Raw genomic sequence first — 24,640 nt, 5'->3', positions numbered from 1 at the left:
ACAGGCTCCGCATCAGGCGTGCTGGACGGTGAAGGTGACGGTCTGCGTCGCGGTGCCCACGCTGTTGGTGGCCGAGACGGTGGCCGTGAAGGTGCCGACGTTGTCGTCGGCGGTGCCAGAGATGAGACCGGTGGCGGTGTCGATGTCCAGGCCCTTCGGCAGCCCCTCGGCGCCGAACGACGTCGGCAGCTCGCCGGCCGTGATCAGGTAGTTGAAGACCTGGTTCTTGGTGGCCGTGGCCTGGTCCGGGCTGGTGATCTGCGGCTTGGCGGCGGACGTCGCCTCGGTCGAGTTCAGGAACCGCATGTTCAGCACGTGCTCGTTGGCGTACGCCGGCATCATGTCCGTGAACGTGTACCAGCCGGGCTTCTTCATCCCGTTGCCGATGAACTTGCCGTTGATGACGAGGTTCTGGAACGTGACGTTCTGGATGGCGTGGTCCGCGTCGTAGCCGACCATGAGGGACGGGTTGGCGCGCGTCCCCGTGTACGTCAGGTTCCGGATGAAGACCCCGTCGATGCCTCGTCCGGCCGAGGTGTTGTACTTCTTGTTGTACATGATCCGCATGTTGATCAGCTGGCCCCAGCGGAAGTCGTCCACCCGGATGTCCTGGGCGCGGACGTTGCGCAGCAGGTTGCTGTCGCCCGGGTTGAGCGCGATGCAGCCCTGGTAGTCCATCTGCGGTTCGCGGTGGTCGAGGATGTCGATGTCGCTGAAGACGAGGTTCTCGATGGTCTCCGGCTTGTCGGTGTTGCCGTGCGTGCCGACGTTGATCGGGTGCGCGACGTCCGCCCAGAGGGTGGAGTTGCGGACGGTGATGTTGCGGCAGTCGCCGTAGTAGTCCCAGCGGTGGGCGTAGATCGCGATGCAGTCGTCGGAGTTGCGCATCCAGACGCCCTCGATGAGGACGTCCTCGCTGGAGAAGACGTCGATGCCGTCGCCCCACTGGCCGTGGCTGTAGGAGTGCAGGTTGCGGACGGTGACCTGCTTCGACTGGCCGACGGTGACCGAGTATCCGCTGCTCGGGTTGAGCACCATGATGCCGTCGATCTCGATGTTCTTGGAGTACTGGAGCAGGACACCGCTCGGCGAGTTGTACAGCACACCGCGGCCGCGCAGCCGGGCGTTCTCGACGTTGACGAACTCCACCCGGGAGGTCAGCACCGCGCCGCCGGCCAGGTAGACCGTCTTGCCGCTGGGCACCTTCACCACGTTGTCGGTGGTCTTGTGCAGGCCCGGGCCGAAGTAGATGACGTCCGGGTCGTCGGGGTCGGGCGCGTTCGACTCGATCGGGTTGGCGTGCAGCTGAAGGTTGTTGAAGATCTCGCCGTCGATCTCGATGGAGAGGTTGCGGGGCTCGGTGAGGGTGAAGCTCACCGTGGCGCCGTCCACCGTGAACTGGGTGTTGGACGACAGCGGCCGTATCCGCGCGGAGCCGATGGCGCCCTTGGACGAGGTGACGGCGACCTCGACGGTGCCGGCGAAGTCGAACGTGGCGACGGAGGAGTTGAAGACGGGACCGCTGCCGGTGTTCGGGTCGATCTGCTTCGCCCTGGCCCGGTAGACCGGCACCGTCTGCCATTCGCCGCCCGCCGTACGGGCCTTGACGGTGAAGCTCGAGTTGGTCGGGACCCCGCTCGGGATGGGGTACACCACCAGCTTGTCGGGCGCCGCGGGCGTGTCGTCGGCTCTCGCGGTACCGGCCGCGGCGCCGATCAGGGAGTACGCGGCGGCGGTGGCGCCGGCGGCCTGGAGAAGGGTGCGCCGGGACAGTCCGGTGCTCTGGGTGTCGTTCATGGAGCCGTTCCTTCAGTAAGCGGGAGCTGAGAGATACGAGAAGGTCACTTGAGTCCGGACGTGGACATCCCGGCGACGAAACCGCGCTGGGCGATGAGGAAGATCAGCAGGATCGGGACGATGTACATCACGGAGGCCGCGGCCTGGAGTTCGGGCACGGGCGTGCCGGCCTCGCTGACGTAGGTGGTCATCACGGCGACGGCGAGCGTGGTGCGGTCGGTGGACAGCAGCAGCTGCGGGGCGATGTAGTCGCCCCAGGTCCAGGTGAAGGCGATGATGAAGCTCGCGGACAGCACGGGCCAGGACTGCGGCAGGAAGATCCGCCAGAAGATCGTCGCGTATCCGCAGCCGTCGACGATCGCGGCCTCCTCCAGCTCCCGCGGCATGCCCGCGAAGAACTGCCGGAAGAGGAAGACCAGATACGGCGCCGCGGAGAGGCCCCACAGCACCCACGGCCAGTACGTGTCGACCATGCCGACCTTGGCGAAGATCAGGTAGGTCGGCAGCAGGGTGACCATCTGGGGCAGCATCATCGAGCCGAGCAGGACGCCGAACAGCACCTTCTTGCCGGGCGCGTCGAGCCGGGCGAAACCGAAGCCGACCCAGGCCGAGCTGAGGGTGACGAGGGTGGCATAGATGAGGGCGATGACCAGGGAGTTGCGGGCGTAGCCTAGGAAGTCGATCTGGTTGAAGGCGTCGGCGAAGTTGTGCCACTGGAAGGCCTCGGGCAGCCAGTGCACGGGCGAGGCGGCCAGTTCGCCCTGGGTCTTCAGGCCGGAGAGGATCAGCCAGCCGAAGGGGCCGAGGAACAGCCCGGTGACGGAGACGAGGACCGTGTAGAGGACGAGGCGCTTGGCGCGCACCCGCACGCGTATGTCGGTCGTCGATGCCTTGGGCGGCAGAGTAGTGGCGGTCACTTCTTCGCCTCCGGGTCGACGTTGTAGAACACCGCGCCGGACGTGAACTTGAAGATGAGGCCGGTCACGACGAGGATCAGGACGAAGAGCACCCACAGCAGCGCGGAGGCGTAGCCGTAGCGGCCGAGCGCGAAGTACTGCGCGAAGACGTGCATCATGTACAGGTAGTTGGACTGCGGGACCGTGGTGATGCCGCTCGTGTCGCCGAGCGGGGCCAGCAGCAGCGGCATGATGGTCTGCACCGAGGCGATCATCCCGGTCACCGTCTGGAAGAGCAGGACGGGTGACAGCAGCGGCACGGTGATGCTGCGGAAGGTGCGCCAGGCGCTCGCCCCGTCGATGCGGGCGGCCTCGTGGAGTTCCTTGGGTACGTCCTGGAGTCCGGCCAGCGAGATGATCATGACGTTTCCGGCGGCCCAGAGCACCGTCATCAGCAGCACGTAACGGGCGTAGGGGTCGGCGAGCCAGCCGATCGCGTCGAAGCCGAAGAGAGTCAGGACGCCGTTGGTGGCACCGGAGTTCTGGTCGAAGAGGAGCTTGAAGGCGAGGCCCGCGCCCACCGGCGGCACCACGGCGGGCAGATACAGCAGCGTGCGGAACAGGCCGCGCGCCTTGATCGGCCGGTTGACCAGGACGGCGAGGCCGAGTCCCGCGATGATCGACAGCGGCACCGAGGTCACCGCGAACAGGCCCGCACGGCCGAGCGCGTCCCAGGTCACCGGATCGTTCAGCAGCTCGCGGTAGTTGCCGAGTCCGACGTACTTCCAGTTGGGCGAGATGCCGTCGAACGTGGTGAAGCTCAGCCACAGCGCGTACACCATCGGCGTGATGGTCAGCAGCACGAAGCCGATGATCCAGGGCGAGGTGAACATGTAGAACGCCCGGTGCCTGCGCGCGGTCATGGAGGTCCGCGACCCGCCGACGGCCGGTGCGCGCCTGGCGCTCGCGGCGGCGCCCGGCCGGTCCGCGACGGAGGAGAGCTGGTCGACCGTCATCCCACTTGCTCCTTACCGCGCTTCAGCTGCTCGTTGATGGCCGAGTTCAGGCGCCCGGCGAGGGTGTCGACGGAGATCTGGCCGCTCATCGCGGCGGGGGCGATCTGGTTGAAGAGGGCGTCGATCGCGTCCGCCCTGGTGTAGGGGGTGAAGGAGATCACCGAGAAGTGCTTCAGCTCGTCCTGCTGCACCTTCAGCACCCGCTTCTGGTAGTCCTCCTTGGCCGGCATCAGCGGCCTCAGTGACTTCAGCGTGGGGATGCCCCAGCCGCCTGAGGCGCGTGCCTTCGCCGGCTCCTCGCCGAAGAACCACTCGAAGACCCGCCATGCGGCGTCCTTGTTCTTCGCCCCGCGCGGCATCCACAGGCCGGTGCCGCTCTGGCAGGCGCTGATCCGCGGGCCGCCCGCGAAGACCGGGGCGGGTGCCAGGCGGGAGACCTCCGCCAGCTTCTTGTCGGTGCCGATCATGCCGCCCAGCCAGTAGCCGGAGTTCGACATGGCCAGCCGCCCGGCCTGGTAGGTGGGCCCGTCCCAGCCGTTGGGGTCGGGCTGGATGGGGCTCGGCCCGACCTTGGTCTTGCAGTAGTCGATGTACCAGGCCAGGGCCTTGCGGGCCTCGAGGGTGGTGAAGTCGACCCGGGAGAAGTCGTCGTTGAAGAGGCTGCCGCCGGCGGAGGCCGTCATGGTCGCCAGGAGCGTGGCCCGGGTGAGGCCCTGGTAGCTGCCGCCGAAGACGGTGGTCTGGCCGCTCTTGCGCTGCACGAGGCGCTTGGCCTTGTCCATCCACTCCTCGTACGTGGCCGGCTCGGTCTCCGCCGGATAGTCGACACCGCCCTTGTCGAAGGCCGCGGTGTTGTACCAGTACATGGAGTCCTGGGAGAAGTCCTTCGCCATGCCGTAGCGCGGGCCCTTGCCCTGGACCCGGCCGTCGTACCGCCAGAGGTCGTTGACGGGGTCCAGGTCGGCCGGCTTGAGGACGCTGCTCCGGGAGAAGTAGGGGTCCAGCTCCTCGGCCACGTCCCGGGCGGCGAAGAACGGCGCGTCCACGGCGCCGACGCCGCGCACCAGGTCGGGCGGGTTGCCGCTGGTGAGCATCGCGATCAGCTTGGTGATGTCGTACTTCACCAGAACGATCTTGATGCCGAGGTCTTTCTTCGCCTGCTGCACCTGCTCCGGGAGGATGTCCCCGGAGTTGACCATCACGGTGACGGTCTCGCCCGATCCGCTGACCCCGGTCGACACCTGCATCGCACAGCCGCTCAACGCCGCCGCGCCGGTCGCGGCGCCGGCTGCCGAGAGGGAGAGAAAACGGCGGCGGCTCAGGGAAGCACCAGCATGTGGACGCATGAATCGCGCCACCTCCTGCTTCGTTCTGTTCGGGATTTCGACCATGGATCGGGTTTGGATTCGGCCACGTTCCGGGCTCGGCAACCGGTTGTCGTGCGTTGAGGAGGAGCTTCTTCCTGTCCGGAAACTGCGTCAAGAGTCTTGACCAACTTTCGAAAGGACTCTGTAACCTCGGCGTCACAGGCCGACCGGTCGAACGGGACCGGGGGAACGCGGCCCGGCCCGCGCAGAGGACACAGGTCCTGGACAGCGATCTCCGGCCAGCTGCGCGGGAACCGGTTGCTGCGCCGGAGCGAGAGCCGATCGATCCACCGAGGGACCCGGAAACGGCCGGGAACGCTCAGTAAGCGTTTCCAACCCATCCGCCACCCCGGCGACCGTTTCCAGTCAACCGACTGCCGCGCTCGGTAGTCCATCCTGCCGATTGACCGTCCCTCGCTGCCAGACCTACGGTAGAAGACGCTTTCAGAAAATGTTTCCACCAAGTGTGTTGTCAGGAGAGACATGCCCAGCCCGCAGCCTCCAAGGGCCGTGTTCGCGATGGATCCCGTGCACCTCCCACTGCTCTTCCCGCCGCCGCTCATGGCCCGGCTGACCCGGGCGGCCGACCTCGACGCCGCGCTCGTCGTCCAGGACTTCGCCGACCCGAAGGCGGCCGAAGCCCTGGCCGAGGCCGAGGTCCTGATCACCGGCTGGGGCTGTCCCCAGCTCGACGCCGGCGTCCTCGCCGCCACCCCCCGGCTGCGTACGGTCCTGCACGCGGCCGGTTCGGTCCGCTCCCTGGTCAGCGGGGCCCTGTGGGAACGCGGCATCACCGTCTCCAGCGCGGTGACCGGCAACGCCCTGCCGGTCGCGGAGTACACGCTCGCCATGATCCTGCTCGCCGGGAAGGACACGTTCACGCACCGCGAGCGCTTCCGCGGCACCCACGCCTACCCGACCCCCGCCGAGACGGCCACCACGGGCAACGTCGGCCGCCGGATCGGGGTCATCGGCGCGTCCCGGGTGGGCAGACGGCTGCTGGAGCTCCTGCGGCCGTTCGACTTCGCGGTACTCCTGCACGACCCGTACGTCAGCCCCGCCGAGGCCGCCGCCCTGGGCGCCGAACTGCTGCCGCTGGAGGACCTGCTCCGGCACAGCGACATCGTCACCCTGCACGCCCCCGACATCCCCGAGACCTACCGCATGCTCGACGGCGAGCGACTGGCCCTCATCCAGGACGGCGGCGTGCTGATCAACACCTCCCGCGGCGCCCTGGTCGACCCCGACGCGCTCACCGACGAGCTGGTCTCCGGCCGGCTGCACGCGATCCTCGACGTCACCGAGCCCGAGCCACTGCCCGCCGGCTCCCCGCTCTACCGCCTGCCCAACGTCTTCCTCACCCCGCACATCGCGGGCTCGCTCGGCAACGAGCTGGAACGCCTCGGCCGTATCGTCGTGGAGGAACTGGAACGCCTGGTGGGAGGCCTGCCGCCGGCCCATGAGGTGCGGCACTCGGACCTGGCCCGTGTGGCGTGAAGCCGCGGCCGACGCGAGGCGACCACCCGGAGAAACAATGGGATACGGTTTCGCCACCGGCGCGGGGGCGAGGGGCGTCCCACGGATCCCGGCAGGACCCGCCAGGCACCCCCTGGCCCAGTCGCCGGGCGAGTCGGTCCCAACGGTGAAGGAGCCGCAACGGTGAGTCAGCGCAAGGCGGTCGGCGACGCCGGACGGGCCACGATCCGTGACGTGGCTCAGCGTGCGGGCGTCTCCGTCGCGAGCGTGTCGCGCGTCCTGTCGGGCAACTACCCGGTCTCGGAGGACCTGCGCCGCCGGGTGATGAAGGTCGTCCAGGACCTCGACTACGTCACCAACGCCCACGCCCGCTCCCTCGCCGGCGGCGGCACGCCCACGGTGGCGATCCTCATCAACAACATCACCGGCGCCGCCTTCGCCCACGTCGCCAAGGGCGTCGAGGGCGCCGCCACCCTGCGCGGCTGGCTCTCCCTGGTCGGCACCACCGGGGACGACCCGGAGCGGGAACTCGCGCTGGTCAACCTCATGCGCCAGCAGGGGGTCGCCGCGGTGGTCCTGCTCGGCGGCGCCTACGACTACGACGAGTACCAGCTGCGCATGGCCCGCTTCGCCCGTTCCCTGGACGCGGCCGGCTCCCACCTCGTGCTGGTGGGGAGGCCTCCCCTGGAGGGCGACGTACCGGCCACGACGGTCGACTACGACAACGAGGGCGGGGCGTATGCGATGGCCAGCCATCTGCTGTCGGCCGGTCACCGCAAGGTCCTGGTGCTGCCGGGCCACGCCGAGCTCACCACCGCCCAGGGCCGGCTCAAGGGCGCCCAACGGGCCTTCGAGGCCTACGGCGTGCCCTTCGACGCGGGCATGGTGCGGCACGGGCCGTACGACTACGAGCACGGGTACGACGCCGTCGAGGAGAGCCTGCGCGAGGGGCTGGACTTCACGGCGGTGCTCGCCGGGACCGACGTGGTCGCCGCGGGCGCGATGCAGGCGCTGCGCGCGGCCGGACTGCGCGTGCCCGAGGACGTCTCGATCGTCGGCTACGACGACATCCCGCTCGCGTCCCAGCTCACGCCCCAGCTGACCACCGTGCACGTGCCCTACGAGGAGATGGGCAGGGTGGCCCTGCGCGCGGTCGCCGACCGGCGCGAGGGCGGCTCGGGCCGCCGCAGGGGCACTGACGGCGACCATCTGGTGCTGGGCACCCATGTCGTCGTACGGAACTCCGTGCGACCGCCTGCCCGGCGGGCATGACGTGTGCCGCCACAGGAGGTCGTTTCGTAAACGTTTTCCTGAGTGTTTTCATCATTGCCCGGACACCATGCGGTTAGCCGTGCCAAGCCGCAGGGATCCTGGCCACAGAGGTCTGACCTGCGCACATTCCGTCCGACAGACGCACGGCCGACCTGCGCCCGGACATAACCCCACGGACAAACCGGCGTAACAAATTGCCGCGCACCTCTTGCTATGAGCAGGACCGTCGGCCTACCGTCCCAGGAACCGCTTACTACAGCTTCCGCTTGGCCGTACCCCCCGCAACCGCGAGCCGATGATTCCCCGGCCGTCGTTCCCGGCCGGCGCCGAGCCGCCGAACACTCCCCTCTCTGGTCTCTCTCTGAGAGCGCCCTACTTTCCGAAGGAACACGTCAGATGAACTTCACCAGCCCCCGGAGAAGGTTCGCCCGTGCCGCTGTCGCGGGTCTCGCGCTGACAGGTCTGCTCTCCGCCTGCGGAGGCGGCTCGGACTCCGGGGACGACGCGTCCTCCGGTCCGGTCACCCTCCCCTTCTGGGGCTGGGCCAACGGCCAGGAGGCCGTGGTGAAGGCGTTCAACGCCTCGCACAAGGACATCCAGCTCAAGTACACAAAGGTCACCGACCAGCTGACCATGCAGAAGCAGCTGACCAACGCGGTCAAGGCCGGCAACCCGCCCTGCCTGGTGCAGAACACCGCCGAGTACGTCACCAGCTGGGTCTCGCAGGACGCGCTCGCCGACATCACGAAGTACGTCGAGGGCGAGAAGGACAAGTTCAACGCCGGTTCCTGGGCGAGCGCGCAGGTGCAGGGCAAGATGTACGGCGTCCCGACCAGCTCCTCGCCGAACTTCACGATCTACCGCACCGACCTCTTCCAGAAGTACGGCATCAAGGCCCCCGCCACCTGGGACGAGTTCATCGCCGCGGGCAAGGAGCTGAAGAAGCACGGCGTCAAGATCACCAACTACGCCGGTGAGGATCCGAGCACCCTGGAGGTGCTCGCCATGCAGGCCGGGGCGCACTGGTACTCCGTCGACGGCAACGCCTGGAAGGTGGACTTCCAGGACGAGGGCACCCTGAAGGCCGCCAAGGTGATCCAGGAGATCATCGACAACGACCTGAACTCCAAGCTGTCCTTCGCCGACTACGCGGCCGTGCAGCGCAACTACGACAACGGCGGCACCGCCACCCGGCAGATCTCCACCTGGCAGATGGCCGGCATGGTGCAGAACTTCACCAAGTCCTTCGGCGACTGGGCCCTGTCCCCCTGGCCGACGTTCACCGGCGAGCCGGCCAAGACTCCGGCCGGCACCAACCTCACCGGCAGCGTGACCCTGGTGACCAAGGACTGCGAGCACCAGGAGCAGGCCGCCGAGGCGGCGCTGTGGATGTCCACGAACACCGACGCGGTCAAGACGATGGCGAGCCCGGAGACCGGCAACGGCGTGATGCCGGCGCTGAAGGACAGCAACACCTACGTCGGTGAGGCGATCTCCGAGAAGCTGCTCGGCAAGAACTACGAGCCGGCCAAGAAGATCGTCACCGACAGCCTGGGCACCGTCACCACCGACTGGGTCTACGGGCCGAACTGGACCGCGATGTTCACCGAGATGCAGGCCGGCTGGGCCAAGGTCGTCAGCAAGGAGCAGAAGGTGACCGACCTGCTCGCGCACATGCAGAAGTGGACGGTCGACGACCTGAAGTCCCGCAACATCAGCGTCAAGGGCTGAGGCAACGTCCGATGATTCGCTCTCTGCGCTGGAAGGGTGCCGCCTTCACGGTGCCCTTCCAGCTCGGCTTCGTCTTCCTCTACCTGCTCCCCATCGGCTACGCGGTCTACCAGTCGCTGTTCCGTGTGCAGCAGTCCGGGCTCGGGCTCGGCGGCTCGACGGAGAAGTTCGTCGGCCTCGACAACTACCAGCAGGGCCTGACCGACTCGGCGTTCATGGGCTCGGTACTGCGGGTGGTGCTGTTCGCCTGCGTGCAGATCCCGGTGATGCTGCTCATCAGCCTCCTCATGGCGCTGTTCCTGGACGCGCTCACCTCCAAGGTGGCGAGCCGGTTCCGGATCATGCTGCTGGTGCCGTACATGATCCCCGGGGTGGTCGCCGCCCTGGTGTGGATCAACCTCTACAGCCCCGACGTCGGCCCGCTGACGCCGCTGGGCGAGGTGTTCGGCTTCGACTGGAACTTCTTCGCGCCCTCGATGGTGTGGCCGTCCATCGGCAACCTGCTGACCTGGCACGGCATCGGCTACAACATGGTGATCATCTACTCTGCGCTCCAGGGCGTGCCCCGCGAGCTGTTCGAGGCCGCGCGCCTGGACGGCGCCTCCGAGAAGCGCATCGCGCTGAGCATCAAGATCCCGCACGTGCGGGGGGCGCTGGTACTGACCGGCATGCTCTCGATCATCCAGATGCTGCAGATCTTCAACGAGCCCGCGCTGTTCAGGAACATCACCCCGCAGACGGTCAGTGACAGCTTCACCCCGATCATGATCATCTACAACCAGGCGTTCAACGCCGGCAACTACCACTACGCCGCTTCCCTGTCGGTGCTGCTCGCCCTGATCCTCGGCGTCGCCTCCTTCCTGTTCTACCGGCTCACCTCGAAGGAGGCCGACTGATGACGCTCACCGAAGAACGTACGAAGACGCACCAGGTCGGGCGCCTCAAAAGGCCGGATCCGGCGAGTCGTTCACGCGGCGGCCAGCGCTTCCTCCTCATCGGTCTGATCCTGGCCAGCGCCTACAGCCTGTTCCCGGTGTGGTGGCTGATCGTCGCCTCGACCAAGGACCGCACGGGCCTGTACCAGAGCAACGGCCTGTGGTTCTCCGGCTGGCACCTGTGGGACAACCTGCAGCAGCTGTTCACGTACGAGGACGGCATCTTCCTGCGCTGGACGGCCAACTCGTTCCTGTACGCGGGCGTCGGCTCCCTCGGCGGCACACTGCTCGCCCTCGCGACGGGCTACGGCCTGGCCCGCTTCGACTTCCCCGGCCGCAACCTGGTGTTCGCGTGCGTGGTGGGTTCGTTCCTGATCCCGATCGCCCTGCTCACGCTCCCCCTGTACCTGCTGTTCTCGGAGATCGGCCTGGTCGACACGCCCTGGGCGATGCTGATCCCCTGCCTGATCAACCCGTTCAGCGTGTACCTGGCCAAGGTGTACACCGAGGCCACGATCCCCTTCGAACTCCTGGAGGCGGCCCGCATCGACGGCGCGGGCGAGCTGCGGATCTTCTTCAGCATCGTGCTGCGGATGATGACGACGGGCGGCGCGACGGTCTTCCTGCTGGCCTTCGTCAACACCTGGAACGCCTTCTTCCTCCCCCTCACCGTGCTGCGCGGCGAGGAGAACTGGACCCTGAACCTGGGCCTGTACAACTGGTCCGGCAAGCGCCTGGAGTCCGGCGTCGACCTGACCAGCCTGGTACTGACCGGCGCGCTGCTGTCCATCGTGCCGATGGCGATCATGATGGTCGCGATGCGCCGCTACTGGCGTTCGGGCGTGACGCTGGGGGCCCTCAAGTGACCGACATCCAGGGAGCCTTGCCGTGACCCTGCTGCGCAACCCCGTCCTCCGCGGCTTCGCCCCGGACCCCTCGCTCGTCCGCGTCGGCGACTGGTACTACGTGGCCACGAGCTCCTTCGAGTGGTTCCCGACCATCCCGATCCACCGCTCCCGGGACCTGGCGCACTGGGAGTACGCCGGTCACGTCCGGGGCGCGGTCCCGGACGACTCGCTGTCCGGCGTCCCCGACTCGGGCGGCATCTGGGCGCCGTCGCTGAGCTGGGACGGCGAACGGTTCTGGGTGGTCTACTCGATCGTGCACTCCGTGGGCAGGCCCTACTTCGACACGGACACGTACGTCAGTACGGCGACGGAGGTGGGCGGCAAGTGGACGCCGCCGCGTCGCATCGCGAGCCACGGCTTCGACCCGGCGCTCTTCCACGAGGAGGGCAGGCTGTGGCTGCTCAACCTTCAGAACGACCACCGCCCGGGCGGCCGCCGCTTCGCCGGGATCGTCGTCACGGAGCTGGACCGGGAGACGCTCGCTCCCGCCGGTGACACGCACCTGCTGCTCCAGCACGAACGGCTCATCGAAGGGCCGAAGTTGCTGAAGCGTGACGGCTGGTACCACCTCGTACTGGCGGAAGGAGGCACAGGTTTCGAGCACGGCGTGCTGATGGCCCGCAGTCGCAGGCTCACCGGCCCGTTCGAACTCGACGACCGTCCGCTGCTGACGTCCCGGGACGATCCGTCGCTGCCGTTGCAGAAGGCGGGGCACGCGGAGCTGGTGCAGACGCCGGGCGGCGACTGGGTGCTGAGCCATCTGACGGCCCGTCCGGTGCACACACCCGACGGGCCACGCTGCACGCTGGGCCGGGAGACGGCGGTCCAGGCGGTGACATGGGACGCGGCGGGCCGGCCGAGGATGCGCCACGGGGGTGTGCATCCTGTGGTCGAGGTCGACGTACCGACGGATCCGGAGGCCGACGTATCTGCGGATCCAGAGCCTTCCGCGTCCCACCTCACCGACCCCGCCGACCCGTTGGGCTGGCCATGGCGCACCCTGCGCGCCGCTCCCGACCCGTCCTGGGCGGACGCCATCACCCGCCCCGGCTGGATCCGGCTGCGCGGCCGGCACGGACCCGAGTCGCGCTGGGCGCACAGTCTGCTCGCCCAGCCGATCACCGAGCACCGTACGGAGGCCGAGGTCACCGTCGAGGCGCGGCCGCGGACGTTCACACAGGCCGCCGGGCTGGTGCTCTGGTACAACACGGAGGCCTATCTCTCCCTCGACCTGACCTGGGCCGAGCCCGAGGGCGAGGAACAGCGCGGGCAGCAGTGGCGGGACGGCGGCGGCCGTACGGTGCTCAGTCTGGTGGAACGCGAGGAGTTCGGCACGCGGCAGGCGGCCGTCGTCGACGTCGACGCGGAAGGACCGCTGACGCTCGGCGTGACGGTCGAGGGCGCCCAGGCGCGGTTCTGGTACGTCCGGGACGGGGTGCGTACGCCGGTCGGACCTGCGCTGGACTTCAGCAAGCTCTCCGACGACTACGGGTCCAAACTGCGTTTCACCGGGTCGATGGCCGGTATCCATGCCGTGGACCTGGTCGACGCGGCCTTCACGGCCGACTTCACGGGCTTCCGGCTGGAGTGCTTGCCCGACTGACGCAACCACTGTTCGGAGTTTCGAAAGTGCGGGCCCGCGCAGTCCTGCGGAGTCCTGCCTCTTCCCGAGGTATTGCTGGCGAACCTAGGGTAGGAAGCGCTTACTATCCGTTCGGTCTCCCGACCCGCGGAAGCAGCGCTGGTCGAAACTTTCATGGCCCTCGGGCGGGCCGGAGAGGTGGTTCCCGATGGTCCGTACGGGGAGCGCGAGCGTGACGGCCGGGCCGACCCTTGCGGTCGTGGCCCGGGAGGCGGGGGTCTCCGTGCCCACCGCCTCCAAGGTCGTCAACGGCCGGGAGGACGTCGCTCCCGAGACCCGCCGCCGGGTGACGGAGGCACTGGACCGGCTCGGCTATGTCCGCAGACCCCGCTTCGACGCGGCGAAGTCGTCGGGCCTGGTCGACCTCGTCGTCCACTCGTTGGACAGTTCCTGGTCGGGGGCGGTGCTGCACGGGGTGGAGGCCGCGGCGCACGACGCGGGCCTGGAGGTGGTGGTGTCGGCCGGCCTGACCAGGACCCGCAGCAGCCGCCCGGAACGCGGCTGGCTCGACAAGCTCATCGCCCGCGGCTCGTCCGGAGTGCTGTTCAACCTGGCCGAGCTGACGGAGTCGCAGTACGCCTGGCTGGACCAGCACCGCATCCCGTACGTGATGATCGACCCGGTGCTCGAACCGCCGGCCGGCGTGGTGTCGGTGGGCGCGGCGAACTGGCACGGCGGGGTGACCGCGACCGAGCACCTGCTCTCGCTGGGCCACGAGCGCATCGCCGTGATCGCCGGTCACCAGCGCAAGATGTGCAGCAGCGCGCGGGTCGCCGGCTACCGCTCGGCACTCGCGTCGGCGGGGGCCCGTCACCACCCGGAGTACATCCGCCACGCGGGCTTCGACGAAACGATCGCCCGCCGCCGCATGCTGGAACTCCTCGACCTCCCCGAACCGCCCACGGCCGTCTTCGTCTGCTCGGACCGGATGGCGCTGGGTGTCTACGAGGCCCTGTCCGAGCGGGGGTTGAGGGTGCCCGACGACATGAGCGTGGTCGGCTTCGACGACCTTCCCGAGGCCCGCTGGCTCACTCCGTCCCTCACGACGGTCCGCCAGCCCCTGTCGGAAATGGCGGCCACGGCCCTGCACCTACTGGTCCGCATGATGCAGGGCGACCGCCCGGAGAGCACGCGGACGGAGTTGTCGACGCGGCTGGTGGAGCGGGCGAGCACGGCGGGGCCGGGCGGCCCGGGCCCGCGCGCTTAGCTTGGTATTCAACTGGATCACCGGGACTTGGTGCCCTTGATCTCCAACACAGTTGGCGTGGGGACCCGGCCCTCGGCGAACCGAACGAGCGTCAGGCCCGCGTCGAGTGAAGCGTGCAGCAGTTCAGGCAATGGGTGATTGGTGGCGCCGACCTTGTCGCGCACACCCTTGTCCGTCCAGGACGCCTTGGCGGCGGCGATCTTCTTGAACGTCAGCAGGGGCCTGCCGGTGCTCGTGCTGGCGAAGCGGGCGGCCAGCAGCAGAGCGCCCTCCAGGTCAGCGCGGGCTACCCGCAGCAGCGCCAGAGCGGCGGCGACGTCATCGGCGCGGTCTTCGAGATCCACGATGCGCCCCGTGGTCTTCTGCCAGCGCGGATCGGCTTCGATCAGCCGACGGGTTCGGTGGGCCTGGACCGCGTGCAGCAGCGCGGGCACTGAAGCCTCCGGAGCGCGGTCCCGGACCTCGGGCAAGGGCGTCGGCGTAGCGACCGGAGAGCCGGGCGAGCAGTTCGGCCTGTTCCTCCTCCATTACGTATGGGACCGGCCGGGGCGGACAAGTCGGCTTGTCGGTGTTGGTCATGCCCCTCACCCTCCCGGCACAATGCCGTGCTGACAACGCCACGCTGTCAACGCAGTGTTGCGTGCCAGCGGCACAGAGGCGCACACCACGTGCCCATACCTTGGGCGGTCATCGAATGAGGGTGACAGAGACCGGCGAAGGCCTGTACGGGCCCCCGCCAAGACGCCGTTCAAAGGCGGCGCTGAGCCCCCAAGATGATCAGACTTACGCATCCCGACCCGGCGCCATAGGCAACTCCGAGCAAGAATCGCCTGCTCACGACCTTGATCTGGCGGCGCCGCCACTTGATCACCCGCTGCCAGCGCCCCGGGGGCTCGACATCCCCATGAGACATGCGAGATGTGGCGCTGGCCGTCGCACTCGGCGGCGACTGCCTGGCCGACGTCGGCATGCTGCGGGCCGAGCCGGCGGTGTTCGGATCGGTGGCCACCGATCCGACACGACCCCGTGGTGCACTCGGTCGACCCGTCCGCGGGCGCGGTCACCACGATGGAGCACCACCTGCTCCACGCCGTCTCCCGCCTCGTCGACGCGCTCGCCGCGTCCGGATCGAGAGCTCTTGCGGCGATCCGGGGCGCACGTTCCGAAGTGCGTCAGCAGGTCTGGGAGTTGGCCGGGGCAAGCAGTCCAGCCGCCGCCGGCCAGGTGATCGTGGACATCGACGGGGTGCTGGTCCTCGCGTACTCCGAGAAGCAGGACGCCACCGCGACCTGGAACTAGACCTTCGGTCATCATCCGCTCGTCGCGTTCGTCGATCACGGCCCAGCCGGGTCCGGGGAGCCGGTGGCGGCTCTGCTGCGGCCCGGCAACGCGGGCTCCAACACCGCCGCCGACCACATCGCAACCGCCCAACTCGCCCTGGCTCAGCTGCCCCAACGTCTGCGGCGGGGACGGCAGACGCTGATCCGTACCGACTCCGGCGACGGCACCCATGCCTTCCTCGACTGGCTCTCCCGGCGCAGGCGATGGCTGTCGTATTCCGTTGGAATGGCCATCACCGACGCCATCCATCAGGCCGTGCTGAAGATCCCGAAGAAGGCGTGGACGCCGGCCTACGACGCGGGCAGCACCGAACGGCCCGGAGCCTGGGTCGCAGAGATCACCGACATGCCCGACCTGAGCACCTGGCCCACGGGCCTGCGGCTGATCGTCCGCAAGGAACGCCCGCACCCCGGCGCCCAGTTGCGCTTCACCGACCTCGACGGACTGCGGCTGACCTGCTTCGCCACCAACACCAAAGGCGGCCAGCTCGCCGACCTCGAACTGCGTCACCGCAGGCGGGCCCGCTGCGAGGACCGCATCCGAAACGCCCGCGAAACCGGCCTGCGCAACCTGCCCCTGCACGACACGGCACAGAACCGGATCTGGCTGGAGATCGTGTCCCTGGCACTTGACCTCCTCGCCTGGATGCCGATGCTCGCGCTGACCGGCGATGCCCGCCGCTGGGAACCCAAGAAGCTCCGGCTGCGGCTGTTCTCCGCTGCCGCGCAGCTCGTGAACACCGGCCGTCGCCGCTGGCTCCGCCTGCCCGCCCGATGGCCCTGGACCGCCGTCATCAGCCATGCGATCCTCAGGCTCCACGCCCTGCCGAACCCCGGTTGACCAGCCACATCGACCGTCCCGACGACCCGCACCACGACACCGGTGAAGTGGAACCCGGCGCCCATCCGACGCGAGAGCCGGACCCTCACCCTGCCCCAGCCCCAAAAAGACCGCACCACACAAACGCCGAGTCCCCGTCAGCACACCGACGAGGACTCATGAACGATCGAGGCTAGGCTGCCTGCTCCTTGCCAGAGTGGTGCGGCCGAGCTACGAATTCCTGCAGGGTTACCGGACCTCGGGGCTCTATCGCCACGCCAAGCAGGAGTTCGGCGCCGAGCTGTTCGGCAAGGTCCGCCAGGCCGACCTGGCCCGGGGAATGACGCCTAGTCAGCTAAGCACAGCCGAGAACAGGACCAGAGCGCGGGAGGCCACTGTGTATGCCCATGCTTTGGGTGCGCGCAGGTCGCTCCAGTGTCGCAAGATCGCCTCCGCCGAGGAGGAGTCCGTCGAAGAAGTACCCGAGCCGACGTCCCTGCTATCCCGCCCGGACGCCATCGCGGAATGGGAAGCCCAGCACGACGCTGCCCCTGCTGGGAGGCCTGCCACCAAGACAGCGACAGGTCCTTTGATTCGGGCGGCTGTAGCGCGGCGGGCTGTTTTTCAGACTGGCGCGTATCGCTTCGGCCGTGAGGCCGAGGTGGTCGGCGATGTCGGTGGGAGTGAAGCCGGCCAGCGTCCAGGCCAAGACAAGCGGCGGCCATGGTGTCTTGGGCAATATCCGCGGCGAGGTGCACGGTGGTGCCCTGATTTACCAAGAACCCCACCAGAGGCCGGATGGTTTCGCGGTAGAAGGTGGAGAACGCCTCGTCCGTCTCTTGTTGTACGCGGTGGCATGACTCGAGCGCGCTGGCCCGCACGGGCGTGGCCGCCGGTAATCATGCACTTGATGTCGAGGCGCTGTTTATGCATGGCCCATCGTCACGGACGAAGAGCTCTGCTTTCCCTCACATTTCCGCGGCGAGCTTGTAGCGGTACGTGGCTACGAGCACGTCGCGTGTGGCGGGCCTGGTCTTGTCCAATGGCCCGACTGGTGTGACGGCATGGCGGACACGCTCGTCATTGACGAGCAACATCTCCAGGGGTTCTTCAAGCGTGGACTCGCGGATGGAGTTTCCTTCCGGATCCGAGATGATGGTCTGTCCCCCCTGCGCGTTCTCACGGTGTACCAGCATCATCATCACGAAACTAACGCCATCGCGATGCGTACCCTCGGGCGTGGGGAGTCCCTTCGTGTCACTTCCTGCTTCGATGCGAAACTGGTGCACTTCCACGTGCCAGGCAGAATAGGGTGAAAGTCGACTGAAAATCTCGCATCCGAACTTCAGAAGAGACGACATGGTTTGGCCCTGCATGACAGACTCTTCTGCTGGATCAAACCATCGCTCAATTCCCCCATTTAGGTGATTGTATGAAGTGCTTTGGTAGTGCGGCTGGTGTGGTTCCATCTTGAGATTTAGCTCTGATGGCGCCACACTGAGTGTGGCGTATCGCCGCTTACGGTAGGTGCCTCCGTCCGCCATATATCCGTCATGGGTGAGGCGGGACCAGCTGTCTTGGAAATCAGAAAAATCACTTAGAGCTTGGGGGTTTCGTTGCAGCAACAACTCACGCACTTTGACGGACGGCAGGTGGGCGAAGTTTTGCTGTGCCATCAAGTAGCACAACTCGTCGATCCGGCAATCTTCGAATGGATACACGCTCACGCCAGCCCTCCGTTGCCTGTCGACTTTTCCTGCAAGCGGACCATTCCACCCCTCGGTGCCAGGCAATCTCGACCGACGGAGAATTAACCCTTTCGGTGGACTAAATTCCGCAATAGAGGTAGGTGCGGAGACTACCACACGAAAAGAGAACTTGCACCGATTGTGCGGCACTTGCTGCTTGCCACCTCAGCCGCCACAATGGGAACTTAATATCATTAAGACAAACCCGGAAACCATAGGACGCTCACCCATCCCCAAGTGTTTCACCAAGACGTCTGATCACTAAATGAAACTAGACACACCGGTGTGGCTGCAGGTGGCCGCGGTGTAGAGTAGGAACCATGCTGACAATTGGGGTTGAAGAAGAGTTTTTCGTTGTAGATCCAAGAACTCGAGATCTAGCACTACAGGGGATTCCCAATTTCGAGGAGCTCGAAGGTGGGGATATTCGGGGATTTGATCGCGAATTTCAAGAAGCCGTGGTCGAATCGCGAACTGGCGTGTGTGAAGATCTGAGCCAGGTGCGTACAGAAGTGCAGGATCTCCGGAAGACCCTCGCACGTGCTGCTTCCGAAGGTGGCTTGTCCGTAGTTTCAGCTGGAACCCTGCCCACAGCTGACTGGCGGATCGCCAGGACGACTAAAAAGGTCAGGTACGAGGAAATCTCCCAGCACTATCATGACGTCGTCCACCGGCGACTCACCTGCGGCTGTCATGTTCATATCGGTATCAAGGATCGAGATCTAGCAGTCCAAGTACTCAATCGGGTGCTCGACTGGCTCCCCTCCCTCCTCGCCATTTCGGCCAGCTCTCCATTTTATGAAGGCTTCAGTACGGGATATCAAAGTTATCGGAGTCTCCTGTGGGGAGGATTCCCTGTAGCAGGCCCCCCTCCGGTTCACAACTCGCATACGCAATATGTCGATACCATCCAAACACTGATCAAATCAGGCGCAATTCTCGATGAGGGACACGTGTATTGGGATGTCCGACTCGGAATTAAGTTCAACACCCTGGAATTTCGTATTGCCGACGCCTGCACAGATCCGGGTGACACCGTGCTGCAGGCCGGCTTGTGCAGAGCCCTCGTCCTCACGTGCATGCGTGAAATTGAAAATGGTTTGCCGCACATGCCAGCCCGACCTGAATTGCTTCGCGCCGCAACCTGGAAGTCTGCACGCAGCGGATTGAACGATGCTCTCATTGATGTTAGAACAGGTGAACTCATGCCGGCCGATGTACTCCTGCGCAGGCTTCTGGAATACCTGGAGATCGCTTTGCGTGACCTCGGCGATTGGGATACTGTTCGGCAGCTTACCGAGAAGATCAGACGTCAAGGGACGTCGGCACAACGACAATGTAGAGCATTCGCCTCTGCGGGTCGCTTGGAATGCGTTGTGGACCGACTCATCAAAGATACGGTGCCTGCCGGGTGAAGACCTGGTTCTTCCAAAAGGGGCAGGCACTACGCATCTCAAACCAGCGATACGGGCTCCACACGTGGCTTGGCGATGGACCGATAGTCGGCCCGAGTTCGCCGGCGTAGCCGCGGTCGGCCCAGACCTGGGTGAGCTGCGGCTGGGTGAGTGGCTGTTGTCGTTCCGATCTTGAGGGCTGTGCGTCGAACGGGAGTCTCGATCGAGTGATCGGCGCTGGCTGGCATGAAGGCAGACACCTCACGATGTCAACGCGTCAAGCCCCGGCGGCGAGTTCGGTGGGGAACGCGGTCTGTTCCTCGAACAGCTTGCGGTGCTCTAGGCAATGGTAGAGCTGGCCAATCATGCGGTTGAAGAGGTTGCGCTGGGCTGCGGCGTGCCAGTCGCCGCGCTGGCGTCGTCGCCGGTAGTGGGCGTTGGCTCCGGCGGATGCTCGGAGTGAGGCGAAGGCCCAGATGTAGCCAGCGTGGTTGAGCCGGTCGTTCTTCACCCACCGCCGTGTGATGGCCGACTTCTTGCCGGAAGCCCTGGTGATGGGCGAGGAGCCTGCGTATGCCTTCAGGCCGCGGGCGTCGGCGAAGCGGGTGCGGTCGTCCCCGATCTCAGCCAGGATCCGGGCGGCGAGCTGGATGCCGAGTCCGGGGAAGCTCAGCAGGATCTCGGCGTCCGGGTGCTGAGGGAACGCCTCTTCCACCGCCCCGGCGAGGTCGTCGGCTGCGGTGCAGGCGGTTTCCAACTGGATGAGAAGGGCGAGCATCTGCTTGCCGAGCGCCTCTTCGACCAACGGCGGCTGGTGGGCCCACTCGGCGCGGAAGACGTCGCGGACGCGGTCGGCCTCGGATGCCCCGCTTGCGGCCGGCACGTTTGCAAGCGGCCTTGAGCTGGGTGCGCGTCAGCCGCGCGACCGAGAGGGAGTCGGTACGGCCCTGAGCAGTTCGCGGGCTTCGGGGCGGCACAGGCCGTTGGTCCAGGTGGCGAAGGCTTCCAAGGCAACGGGGTAGTACTCGCGCAGAAGGGCGCGGAGTTGATTGGCGATCTGCTGCCGGTTCCACAGAGTGTCCTGCTGGGCGCGGGCGAGGACGGCGATCGCCCGGCCGAGGTCGCTGTCCTGCGGCAGTGGCCGGCGGGCGTGCATGTCGGTGGTGGGACGGGGTGGGACGGAGCCGGCGTCGGCCAGTCCTGTTGCTTTAAGTTTTAAGCATCAGCTACAGTCATGAGGTAACGCTTGAAGTTTCAACCAGAGCTTCGGAAGACCCCTCAGAAAGGTTCCGCCCCGGTGACCCCCACACTCGACACCCGCCCATCCACCGCCGGCCTCTCCCCCACCGCCGCGAAGCACGCCCCCCTGCACGCCTACGACGCGGGACTGCTGATCCTGCGCCTCGCGCTGGGCTTCCTCCTGGTCGGACACGGCACGCAGAAGCTGTTCGGCTGGTTCGGGGGCGGCGGCCTCGAAGGCACGGGCCAGTTCTTCGAGCTGAGCGGCTACCCGTCCGGCAAGACCATGGCGCTCGTCGCCGGGCTCTCCGAGACCCTGGGCGGGCTGGGCCTCGCCCTCGGCCTGCTCACCCCGCTGGCCGGCGCCGCCGTTTTCGGCACGATGCTCAACGCGATGGCCGTGAACTGGGGCGGCGGCTTCTTCATGATGGACCAGGACGGAGGCGTGGAGCTCGACGTCCTCGTGGCGGCCGCCGCCGCCGGGCTGGCGCTGACCGGGCCCGGCCGCATCGCCGCCGACCGCTTCCTGCCCGTCCTGCGCGCCCACCGGCTCGCGTACGGAGTCGCCGCGGTGGTACTCGGTGGCCTGACGGCCAGTGTCGTCCTGCTCGTCCGCAACTAGCACAACAGGTGACGGGAAGCCCATCATGTCCGTACGTCGACTCAACCACGCGGTTCTCTACATCCGGGACGTCGACCGTGCCGTCGGCTTCTACACCGACGTACTCGGTTTTGAAACAGCCCACCTGATGCCCGGCCGGGCCGCCTTCCTGCGGGCCCCGGACAGCGACAACGACCACGATCTGGGACTCTTCGCGCTCGGCGCGCAGGCGCCGGGACCGCAGCGGGGCGGGGTGGGGCTCTACCACCTCGCCTGGGAGGTCGGCACGCTCGGCGAGCTCGCCGAGACGGCGCGACGGCTCACCGAGCACGGGGCGCTGGTCGGCGCGTCCGACCACCGGATGTCGAAGTCCCTCTACGCCAAGGACCCCGACGGCAACGAGTTCGAGGTTTTGTGGCGGGTGCCGCGCGAGGGATGGCCGACCACCGAGGACATGGCGCCCCGACCGCTCGACCTCGCCGCCGAGGTCGAGCGCTGGGGCGCCGACCTCAGGACGGGGGCCGCGGCGGGCTCCGCCACGTAGAGTCACGTGCAGGGGCACGTCCGGCGCCCTTCACCGGCAACCGGCGCTGAACTCGCACCACACGATCTTCCCCGGGGCCCGCTCCCCCACCCCCCACTTGTCCGCCAGCTCCGACACCAACAAGAGCCCGCGTCCACCCTCGTCCGGTTCCCGCACCTGCTGCGACAGCGGTACGGCCGGTACGCCACCGCCACTGTCGTGCACCTCGACGCGGACCCCGGCGTCGTACGGCATCGGCAGCAGCCGCAGCAGGAAGCCGCGGCCCGGCGGAACGCCGTGCACGAGGGCGTTGGTCGCGAGTTCACTGACGCACAGCACGATGTCGTACGCCCGTTCCCACGCGCCCCAGTCGGCGAGGGCGTCGCGCGTGAACGCGCGGGCGGCCGGGACGGACTGACGCTCGCGACGGTAGAAGCGCTCGCGTGGGGACGGGGGTTGAGTTTCGATGTTCACGTGGCGAGAGTCACACTCCGTGGCCATGATGTGACAGTGTGCGCACCCGTACAGCTGGTCTGTACGGGTGCGCGACGGTGAACGTACGCGCGCGGGTGGGGAGTTGGACCGCATGAGCACGACTCGACGATCACGGAGGAACGCCTCGGCGATGAAGATGGTGGGCGCACTGCTCGCCCTCTTCCGGGAGGCCGCCGGATATACACAGAAGTCACTGGGTGAGCAGTTCGTGGTGGGCGAGCAGCAGATCGCCTCCATCGAGCAGGGCAGACGGCCGCTCAAGTTGGATCTCGTCGGAGCAGCTGGACGAACTCCTCGGGACGAAGGGGGCGTTGGCGACCGCGTTGAGCAGGATGCCGGAGGTGGATCTCATTCCGCTGTGGGCGGAGGAGTACCTGGATCGGGAACGGGAAGCGATCGCGATCTCGTGGTACGAGAGCCTGCTGGTCCCCGGTCTGCTCCAGACGGAGAGGTACGCACGGGCGGTCTTCCGTAATCGTGTGCCGGTCTTCGACGAGGACGAGATCGAGCAGTTCGTGGCGGCACGTGTCGAGCGCCGGGAGATCCTGCACCGCAAGGTGCCCCCGATGATGAGCTTCGTGGTCTGGGAGGCAGCTCTGCGAGACCACCTGGGCGGGAAGGACGTGTACGTCGAGCAGCTGCGGCACCTTCGGGAGTACACCGAACTGCCCGGTCTCGCGCTTCAGATCCTGCCACTGGGCCGCACCTCTCACGCTGGGCTCGAAGGGCCGTTCATCCTGCTGGAAACCCCGGAACACCAGCGGCTGGCGTACAGCGAGACCCAGCGCGGCAGCACCTTGATCGCCGATCCTGACGAGGTGGGGATCCTGACCCAGAAATATGCGATGCTGCGGACGCAGGCCCTCAACACCGAGGACACGAGGGACTTGTTGGACCGTCTTCTGGGAGAGCAATGAGCGGCACCGCACTTGAATGGTTCAAGTCCAGCTACAGCAGCGGCGAGGGCGGCGCCTGCGTCGAGGTCGCCCTCCAGCCCACCACCATCCACATCCGCGACTCCAAAACCCCCACCGCACCGCACCTCACCGTCACCCCGGCCACCTGGACCGCCTTCCTGAAGCTACCCAACAACCCCGGTTGTTGAGTCGGTTCGGCCCTCGTCGGCGCACGCACCCCGCAACAATGCGTGCATGAGTGATGACTGGCAGCAACAGATCCAGGCGCTGCACGAGGAGTTGATCCAGCGCGACGACCCCGCCGCGTGGGTGCGGGAGGCCGACGCGTTGGAGGCCACCCGGCGTTACCCCCACCTCGCTCTGCGCGGGCCGGTGTTCGGGGTCGCCCGGCAGGATCCGGCGGTCGGGCCGCAGTGGCGGCTGGTGAAGCCCGTGGTGGACGGGATGCCGCAGATGGCCCGGGACGGGCTGAACTCGTATCTGTGGTTCACCGCGAAGGACGACACCGACGACCCGGCCGTACGGCGGGAACTGCTGGCGGCCGTGGCGGTGCTGGAGCGGGAGCCGGTGAACGAGGTCGAGGCGTGCGGGGTGCGCTACCGGATCGTGCGCGGGGACGAGTTCGCCCGGGTCGGGGACGACGGGCTGGAGCCGCCCCGGCCCACCGATGCGGAGCCGGTGGAGCGATCGTGGGACCGGCAGGCGCGTGACACTCCGTCGCCCGACGTCGATTTCGTGCTCGACCCGGACCGCGTGGACGGCCCGGCGGCGGGCGCGCTGAAACTGGGGCTGCGGGACTTCGCGTACACGGGCTTCCGCTTCCCCTCCGACGTCCGCGCGGACTCCAAGCGGGCGGTCGCGACCCATCCCGACATCGTCCTGCTGCCCACCGGATTCGGCGTGGGCGAGCGCGACGGACACGGCTGGCAGCCACGCGGCGTCCTCATGTCCACCCCGCACGACGCCCGGCGCCTGCTCTACAGCGGCCTGTCCGAGGTGTGGGCCCTGCTGTACCAGTTCGACGACGAGAAGAAGGCCCGGTACGCGAAGGCGGCCGAGGAGTACCGGGCGCTCGAACGCGCCGACGACTTCCGCTTCGAGGGACGCGCCTTCCGGATCTGCCGCGTCGGCCGCCTGCTGCGTACGGGACCGGACGGACCGGAGACGCCGCGTCCCTCGGACGGGGACGAGTACGGGCCCATGAAGATCCATCCGTCGATGGACGAGGACGGCACCATCACCTACGAGTGAAGGTCGGGACCCCTCCCACGGGCACGGCCGTACGATCACGGCCTTGTCGGGCACGCTCGAAGGTG

At 67.3% G+C, this 24,640-nt stretch carries 19 protein-coding genes and 3 pseudogenes; 14 read left to right on the top strand and 8 right to left on the bottom strand.

Annotation, left to right across the window (positions count from 1 at the left end; all coding sequences use genetic code 11):
• Positions 1 to 12: 12 nt before the first annotated feature.
• Genes Q4V64_RS40860 through Q4V64_RS40845 form a run of 4 tightly spaced genes read right to left on the bottom strand, consistent with a single transcriptional unit; the run spans position 13 to position 5,055 of the window.
• Positions 13 to 1,797, bottom strand: coding sequence for a glycosyl hydrolase family 28 protein (locus Q4V64_RS40860; protein ID WP_124438368.1), 1,785 nt, complete (start codon positions 1,795 to 1,797; stop codon positions 13 to 15).
• 44 nt (positions 1,798 to 1,841) lie between these two features.
• Positions 1,842 to 2,714 carry a carbohydrate ABC transporter permease gene (locus tag Q4V64_RS40855; protein WP_124438369.1) on the bottom strand — a complete coding sequence of 291 codons (873 nt, stop codon included), beginning with the start codon at positions 2,712 to 2,714 and terminating at the stop codon, positions 1,842 to 1,844.
• Positions 2,711 to 3,709 (bottom strand): sugar ABC transporter permease, encoded by a 999-nt coding sequence (locus Q4V64_RS40850; protein WP_124438370.1) that lies wholly within the window; start codon positions 3,707 to 3,709, stop codon positions 2,711 to 2,713. The genes Q4V64_RS40855 and Q4V64_RS40850 overlap by 4 nt, the downstream gene beginning before the upstream one ends.
• Positions 3,706 to 5,055 carry an extracellular solute-binding protein gene (locus Q4V64_RS40845; protein ID WP_124438371.1) on the bottom strand — a complete coding sequence of 450 codons (1,350 nt, stop codon included), beginning with the start codon at positions 5,053 to 5,055 and terminating at the stop codon, positions 3,706 to 3,708. The genes Q4V64_RS40850 and Q4V64_RS40845 overlap by 4 nt, the downstream gene beginning before the upstream one ends.
• A gap of 504 nt (positions 5,056 to 5,559) precedes the next feature.
• Here Q4V64_RS40845 and Q4V64_RS40840 point away from each other — a divergent pair.
• The 7 genes from Q4V64_RS40840 (at position 5,560) to Q4V64_RS40810 (ending at position 14,247) form a co-directional block, all read left to right on the top strand.
• A complete protein-coding gene (locus Q4V64_RS40840; protein WP_172629070.1) occupies positions 5,560 to 6,573 on the top strand; it encodes a hydroxyacid dehydrogenase in 1,014 nt (337 codons plus the stop codon).
• A gap of 162 nt (positions 6,574 to 6,735) precedes the next feature.
• Entirely contained in the window at positions 6,736 to 7,824 is a 1,089-nt protein-coding gene (locus Q4V64_RS40835) for a LacI family DNA-binding transcriptional regulator (RefSeq protein WP_124438372.1), read from the top strand.
• A gap of 396 nt (positions 7,825 to 8,220) precedes the next feature.
• On the top strand, positions 8,221 to 9,555 hold the full coding sequence (locus Q4V64_RS40830) for an extracellular solute-binding protein (protein ID WP_124438373.1): 1,335 nt from the start codon (positions 8,221 to 8,223) through the stop codon (positions 9,553 to 9,555).
• Between the two features lie 11 nt (positions 9,556 to 9,566).
• On the top strand, positions 9,567 to 10,451 hold the full coding sequence (locus Q4V64_RS40825; protein ID WP_124438374.1) for a sugar ABC transporter permease: 885 nt from the start codon (positions 9,567 to 9,569) through the stop codon (positions 10,449 to 10,451).
• On the top strand, positions 10,451 to 11,356 hold the full coding sequence (locus Q4V64_RS40820) for a carbohydrate ABC transporter permease (RefSeq protein ID WP_124438375.1): 906 nt from the start codon (positions 10,451 to 10,453) through the stop codon (positions 11,354 to 11,356). The genes Q4V64_RS40825 and Q4V64_RS40820 overlap by 1 nt, the downstream gene beginning before the upstream one ends.
• Positions 11,357 to 11,378: 22 nt before the next feature.
• Positions 11,379 to 13,001 carry a family 43 glycosylhydrolase gene (locus tag Q4V64_RS40815; protein WP_124438376.1) on the top strand — a complete coding sequence of 541 codons (1,623 nt, stop codon included), beginning with the start codon at positions 11,379 to 11,381 and terminating at the stop codon, positions 12,999 to 13,001.
• A 187-nt stretch (positions 13,002 to 13,188) separates the two neighbouring features.
• A complete protein-coding gene (locus Q4V64_RS40810; RefSeq protein ID WP_124438377.1) occupies positions 13,189 to 14,247 on the top strand; it encodes a substrate-binding domain-containing protein in 1,059 nt (352 codons plus the stop codon).
• A gap of 17 nt (positions 14,248 to 14,264) precedes the next feature.
• Here Q4V64_RS40810 and Q4V64_RS40805 read toward each other — a convergent pair whose 3' ends face one another.
• Positions 14,265 to 14,681: a hypothetical protein gene (locus Q4V64_RS40805; RefSeq protein ID WP_124438378.1), complete on the bottom strand. Its 417-nt coding sequence runs from the start codon at positions 14,679 to 14,681 to the stop codon at positions 14,265 to 14,267.
• A gap of 477 nt (positions 14,682 to 15,158) precedes the next feature.
• On the opposite strand from Q4V64_RS40805, the pseudogene Q4V64_RS40800 reads away from it, so the two are divergent.
• Positions 15,159 to 16,428, top strand: a pseudogene (locus Q4V64_RS40800) (IS1380 family transposase); the annotation flags it as partial.
• 947 nt (positions 16,429 to 17,375) lie between these two features.
• Here the strand turns inward: Q4V64_RS40800 and Q4V64_RS40795 are convergent.
• On the bottom strand, positions 17,376 to 18,134 hold the full coding sequence (locus tag Q4V64_RS40795) for a 2OG-Fe dioxygenase family protein (protein ID WP_253266811.1): 759 nt from the start codon (positions 18,132 to 18,134) through the stop codon (positions 17,376 to 17,378).
• A 341-nt stretch (positions 18,135 to 18,475) separates the two neighbouring features.
• Here Q4V64_RS40795 and Q4V64_RS40790 point away from each other — a divergent pair, with 341 nt between their 5' ends.
• Positions 18,476 to 19,570 (top strand): glutamate--cysteine ligase, encoded by a 1,095-nt coding sequence (locus Q4V64_RS40790; protein WP_124438379.1) that lies wholly within the window; start codon positions 18,476 to 18,478, stop codon positions 19,568 to 19,570.
• Between the two features lie 256 nt (positions 19,571 to 19,826).
• On the opposite strand, the pseudogene Q4V64_RS40785 reads toward Q4V64_RS40790, so the two are convergent.
• Positions 19,827 to 20,711, bottom strand: a pseudogene (locus Q4V64_RS40785) (transposase); the annotation flags it as partial.
• Positions 20,712 to 20,846: 135 nt separating this feature from the next.
• Here Q4V64_RS40785 and Q4V64_RS40780 point away from each other — a divergent pair.
• Positions 20,847 to 21,410, top strand: coding sequence for a DoxX family protein (locus Q4V64_RS40780; protein WP_124438380.1), 564 nt, complete (start codon positions 20,847 to 20,849; stop codon positions 21,408 to 21,410).
• A gap of 25 nt (positions 21,411 to 21,435) precedes the next feature.
• Complete coding sequence (locus Q4V64_RS40775) at positions 21,436 to 21,933, top strand: VOC family protein (RefSeq protein ID WP_124438381.1); 498 nt, start codon at positions 21,436 to 21,438, stop codon at positions 21,931 to 21,933.
• 30 nt (positions 21,934 to 21,963) lie between these two features.
• On the opposite strand, the gene Q4V64_RS40770 is transcribed toward Q4V64_RS40775, so the two are convergent.
• Complete coding sequence (locus tag Q4V64_RS40770; protein WP_124438382.1) at positions 21,964 to 22,413, bottom strand: ATP-binding protein; 450 nt, start codon at positions 22,411 to 22,413, stop codon at positions 21,964 to 21,966.
• Between the two features lie 85 nt (positions 22,414 to 22,498).
• Here Q4V64_RS40770 and Q4V64_RS40760 point away from each other — a divergent pair.
• The 3 genes and pseudogenes from Q4V64_RS40760 to Q4V64_RS40750 all read left to right on the top strand — a co-directional run bounded on the left by Q4V64_RS40760 (position 22,499) and on the right by Q4V64_RS40750 (position 24,575).
• Positions 22,499 to 23,324: pseudogene (locus Q4V64_RS40760) on the top strand (helix-turn-helix transcriptional regulator).
• On the top strand, positions 23,321 to 23,512 hold the full coding sequence (locus Q4V64_RS40755; RefSeq protein WP_124438383.1) for a DUF397 domain-containing protein: 192 nt from the start codon (positions 23,321 to 23,323) through the stop codon (positions 23,510 to 23,512). Before Q4V64_RS40760 ends, Q4V64_RS40755 begins: the two are co-directional and overlap by 4 nt.
• 46 nt (positions 23,513 to 23,558) lie before the next feature.
• Positions 23,559 to 24,575, top strand: coding sequence for a DUF5954 family protein (locus tag Q4V64_RS40750; protein WP_124438384.1), 1,017 nt, complete (start codon positions 23,559 to 23,561; stop codon positions 24,573 to 24,575).
• Positions 24,576 to 24,640 lie beyond the last annotated feature (65 nt).

The organism is Streptomyces sp. NL15-2K (genome assembly GCF_030551255.1).
In the GTDB taxonomy this organism is placed as follows: domain Bacteria; phylum Actinomycetota; class Actinomycetes; order Streptomycetales; family Streptomycetaceae; genus Streptomyces.
The sequence above is the reverse complement of the archived record's forward strand: the minus strand, read 5'-3'. Positions and strand labels throughout refer to the sequence as shown.

What these genes read in the sequence shown, in the direction of transcription:
- Q4V64_RS40830 (WP_124438373.1), top strand. Translation starts at nt 8,221, where the DNA reads ATGAACTTCACCAGCCCCCGGAGAAGGTTCGCCCGTGCCGCTGTCGCG.
- Q4V64_RS40840 (WP_172629070.1), top strand. Translation starts at nt 5,560, where the DNA reads ATGCCCAGCCCGCAGCCTCCAAGGGCCGTGTTCGCGATGGATCCCGTG.
- Q4V64_RS40790 (WP_124438379.1), top strand. Translation starts at nt 18,476, where the DNA reads ATGCTGACAATTGGGGTTGAAGAAGAGTTTTTCGTTGTAGATCCAAGA.
- Q4V64_RS40825 (WP_124438374.1), top strand. Translation starts at nt 9,567, where the DNA reads ATGATTCGCTCTCTGCGCTGGAAGGGTGCCGCCTTCACGGTGCCCTTC.
- Q4V64_RS40755 (WP_124438383.1), top strand. Translation starts at nt 23,321, where the DNA reads ATGAGCGGCACCGCACTTGAATGGTTCAAGTCCAGCTACAGCAGCGGC.
- Q4V64_RS40770 (WP_124438382.1), bottom strand. Translation starts at nt 22,413, where the DNA reads ATGGCCACGGAGTGTGACTCTCGCCACGTGAACATCGAAACTCAACCC.
- Q4V64_RS40750 (WP_124438384.1), top strand. Translation starts at nt 23,559, where the DNA reads ATGAGTGATGACTGGCAGCAACAGATCCAGGCGCTGCACGAGGAGTTG.
- Q4V64_RS40860 (WP_124438368.1), bottom strand. Translation starts at nt 1,797, where the DNA reads ATGAACGACACCCAGAGCACCGGACTGTCCCGGCGCACCCTTCTCCAG.
- Q4V64_RS40850 (WP_124438370.1), bottom strand. Translation starts at nt 3,709, where the DNA reads ATGACGGTCGACCAGCTCTCCTCCGTCGCGGACCGGCCGGGCGCCGCC.
- Q4V64_RS40810 (WP_124438377.1), top strand. Translation starts at nt 13,189, where the DNA reads ATGGTCCGTACGGGGAGCGCGAGCGTGACGGCCGGGCCGACCCTTGCG.
- Q4V64_RS40845 (WP_124438371.1), bottom strand. Translation starts at nt 5,055, where the DNA reads ATGCGTCCACATGCTGGTGCTTCCCTGAGCCGCCGCCGTTTTCTCTCC.
- Q4V64_RS40820 (WP_124438375.1), top strand. Translation starts at nt 10,451, where the DNA reads ATGACGCTCACCGAAGAACGTACGAAGACGCACCAGGTCGGGCGCCTC.
- Q4V64_RS40775 (WP_124438381.1), top strand. Translation starts at nt 21,436, where the DNA reads ATGTCCGTACGTCGACTCAACCACGCGGTTCTCTACATCCGGGACGTC.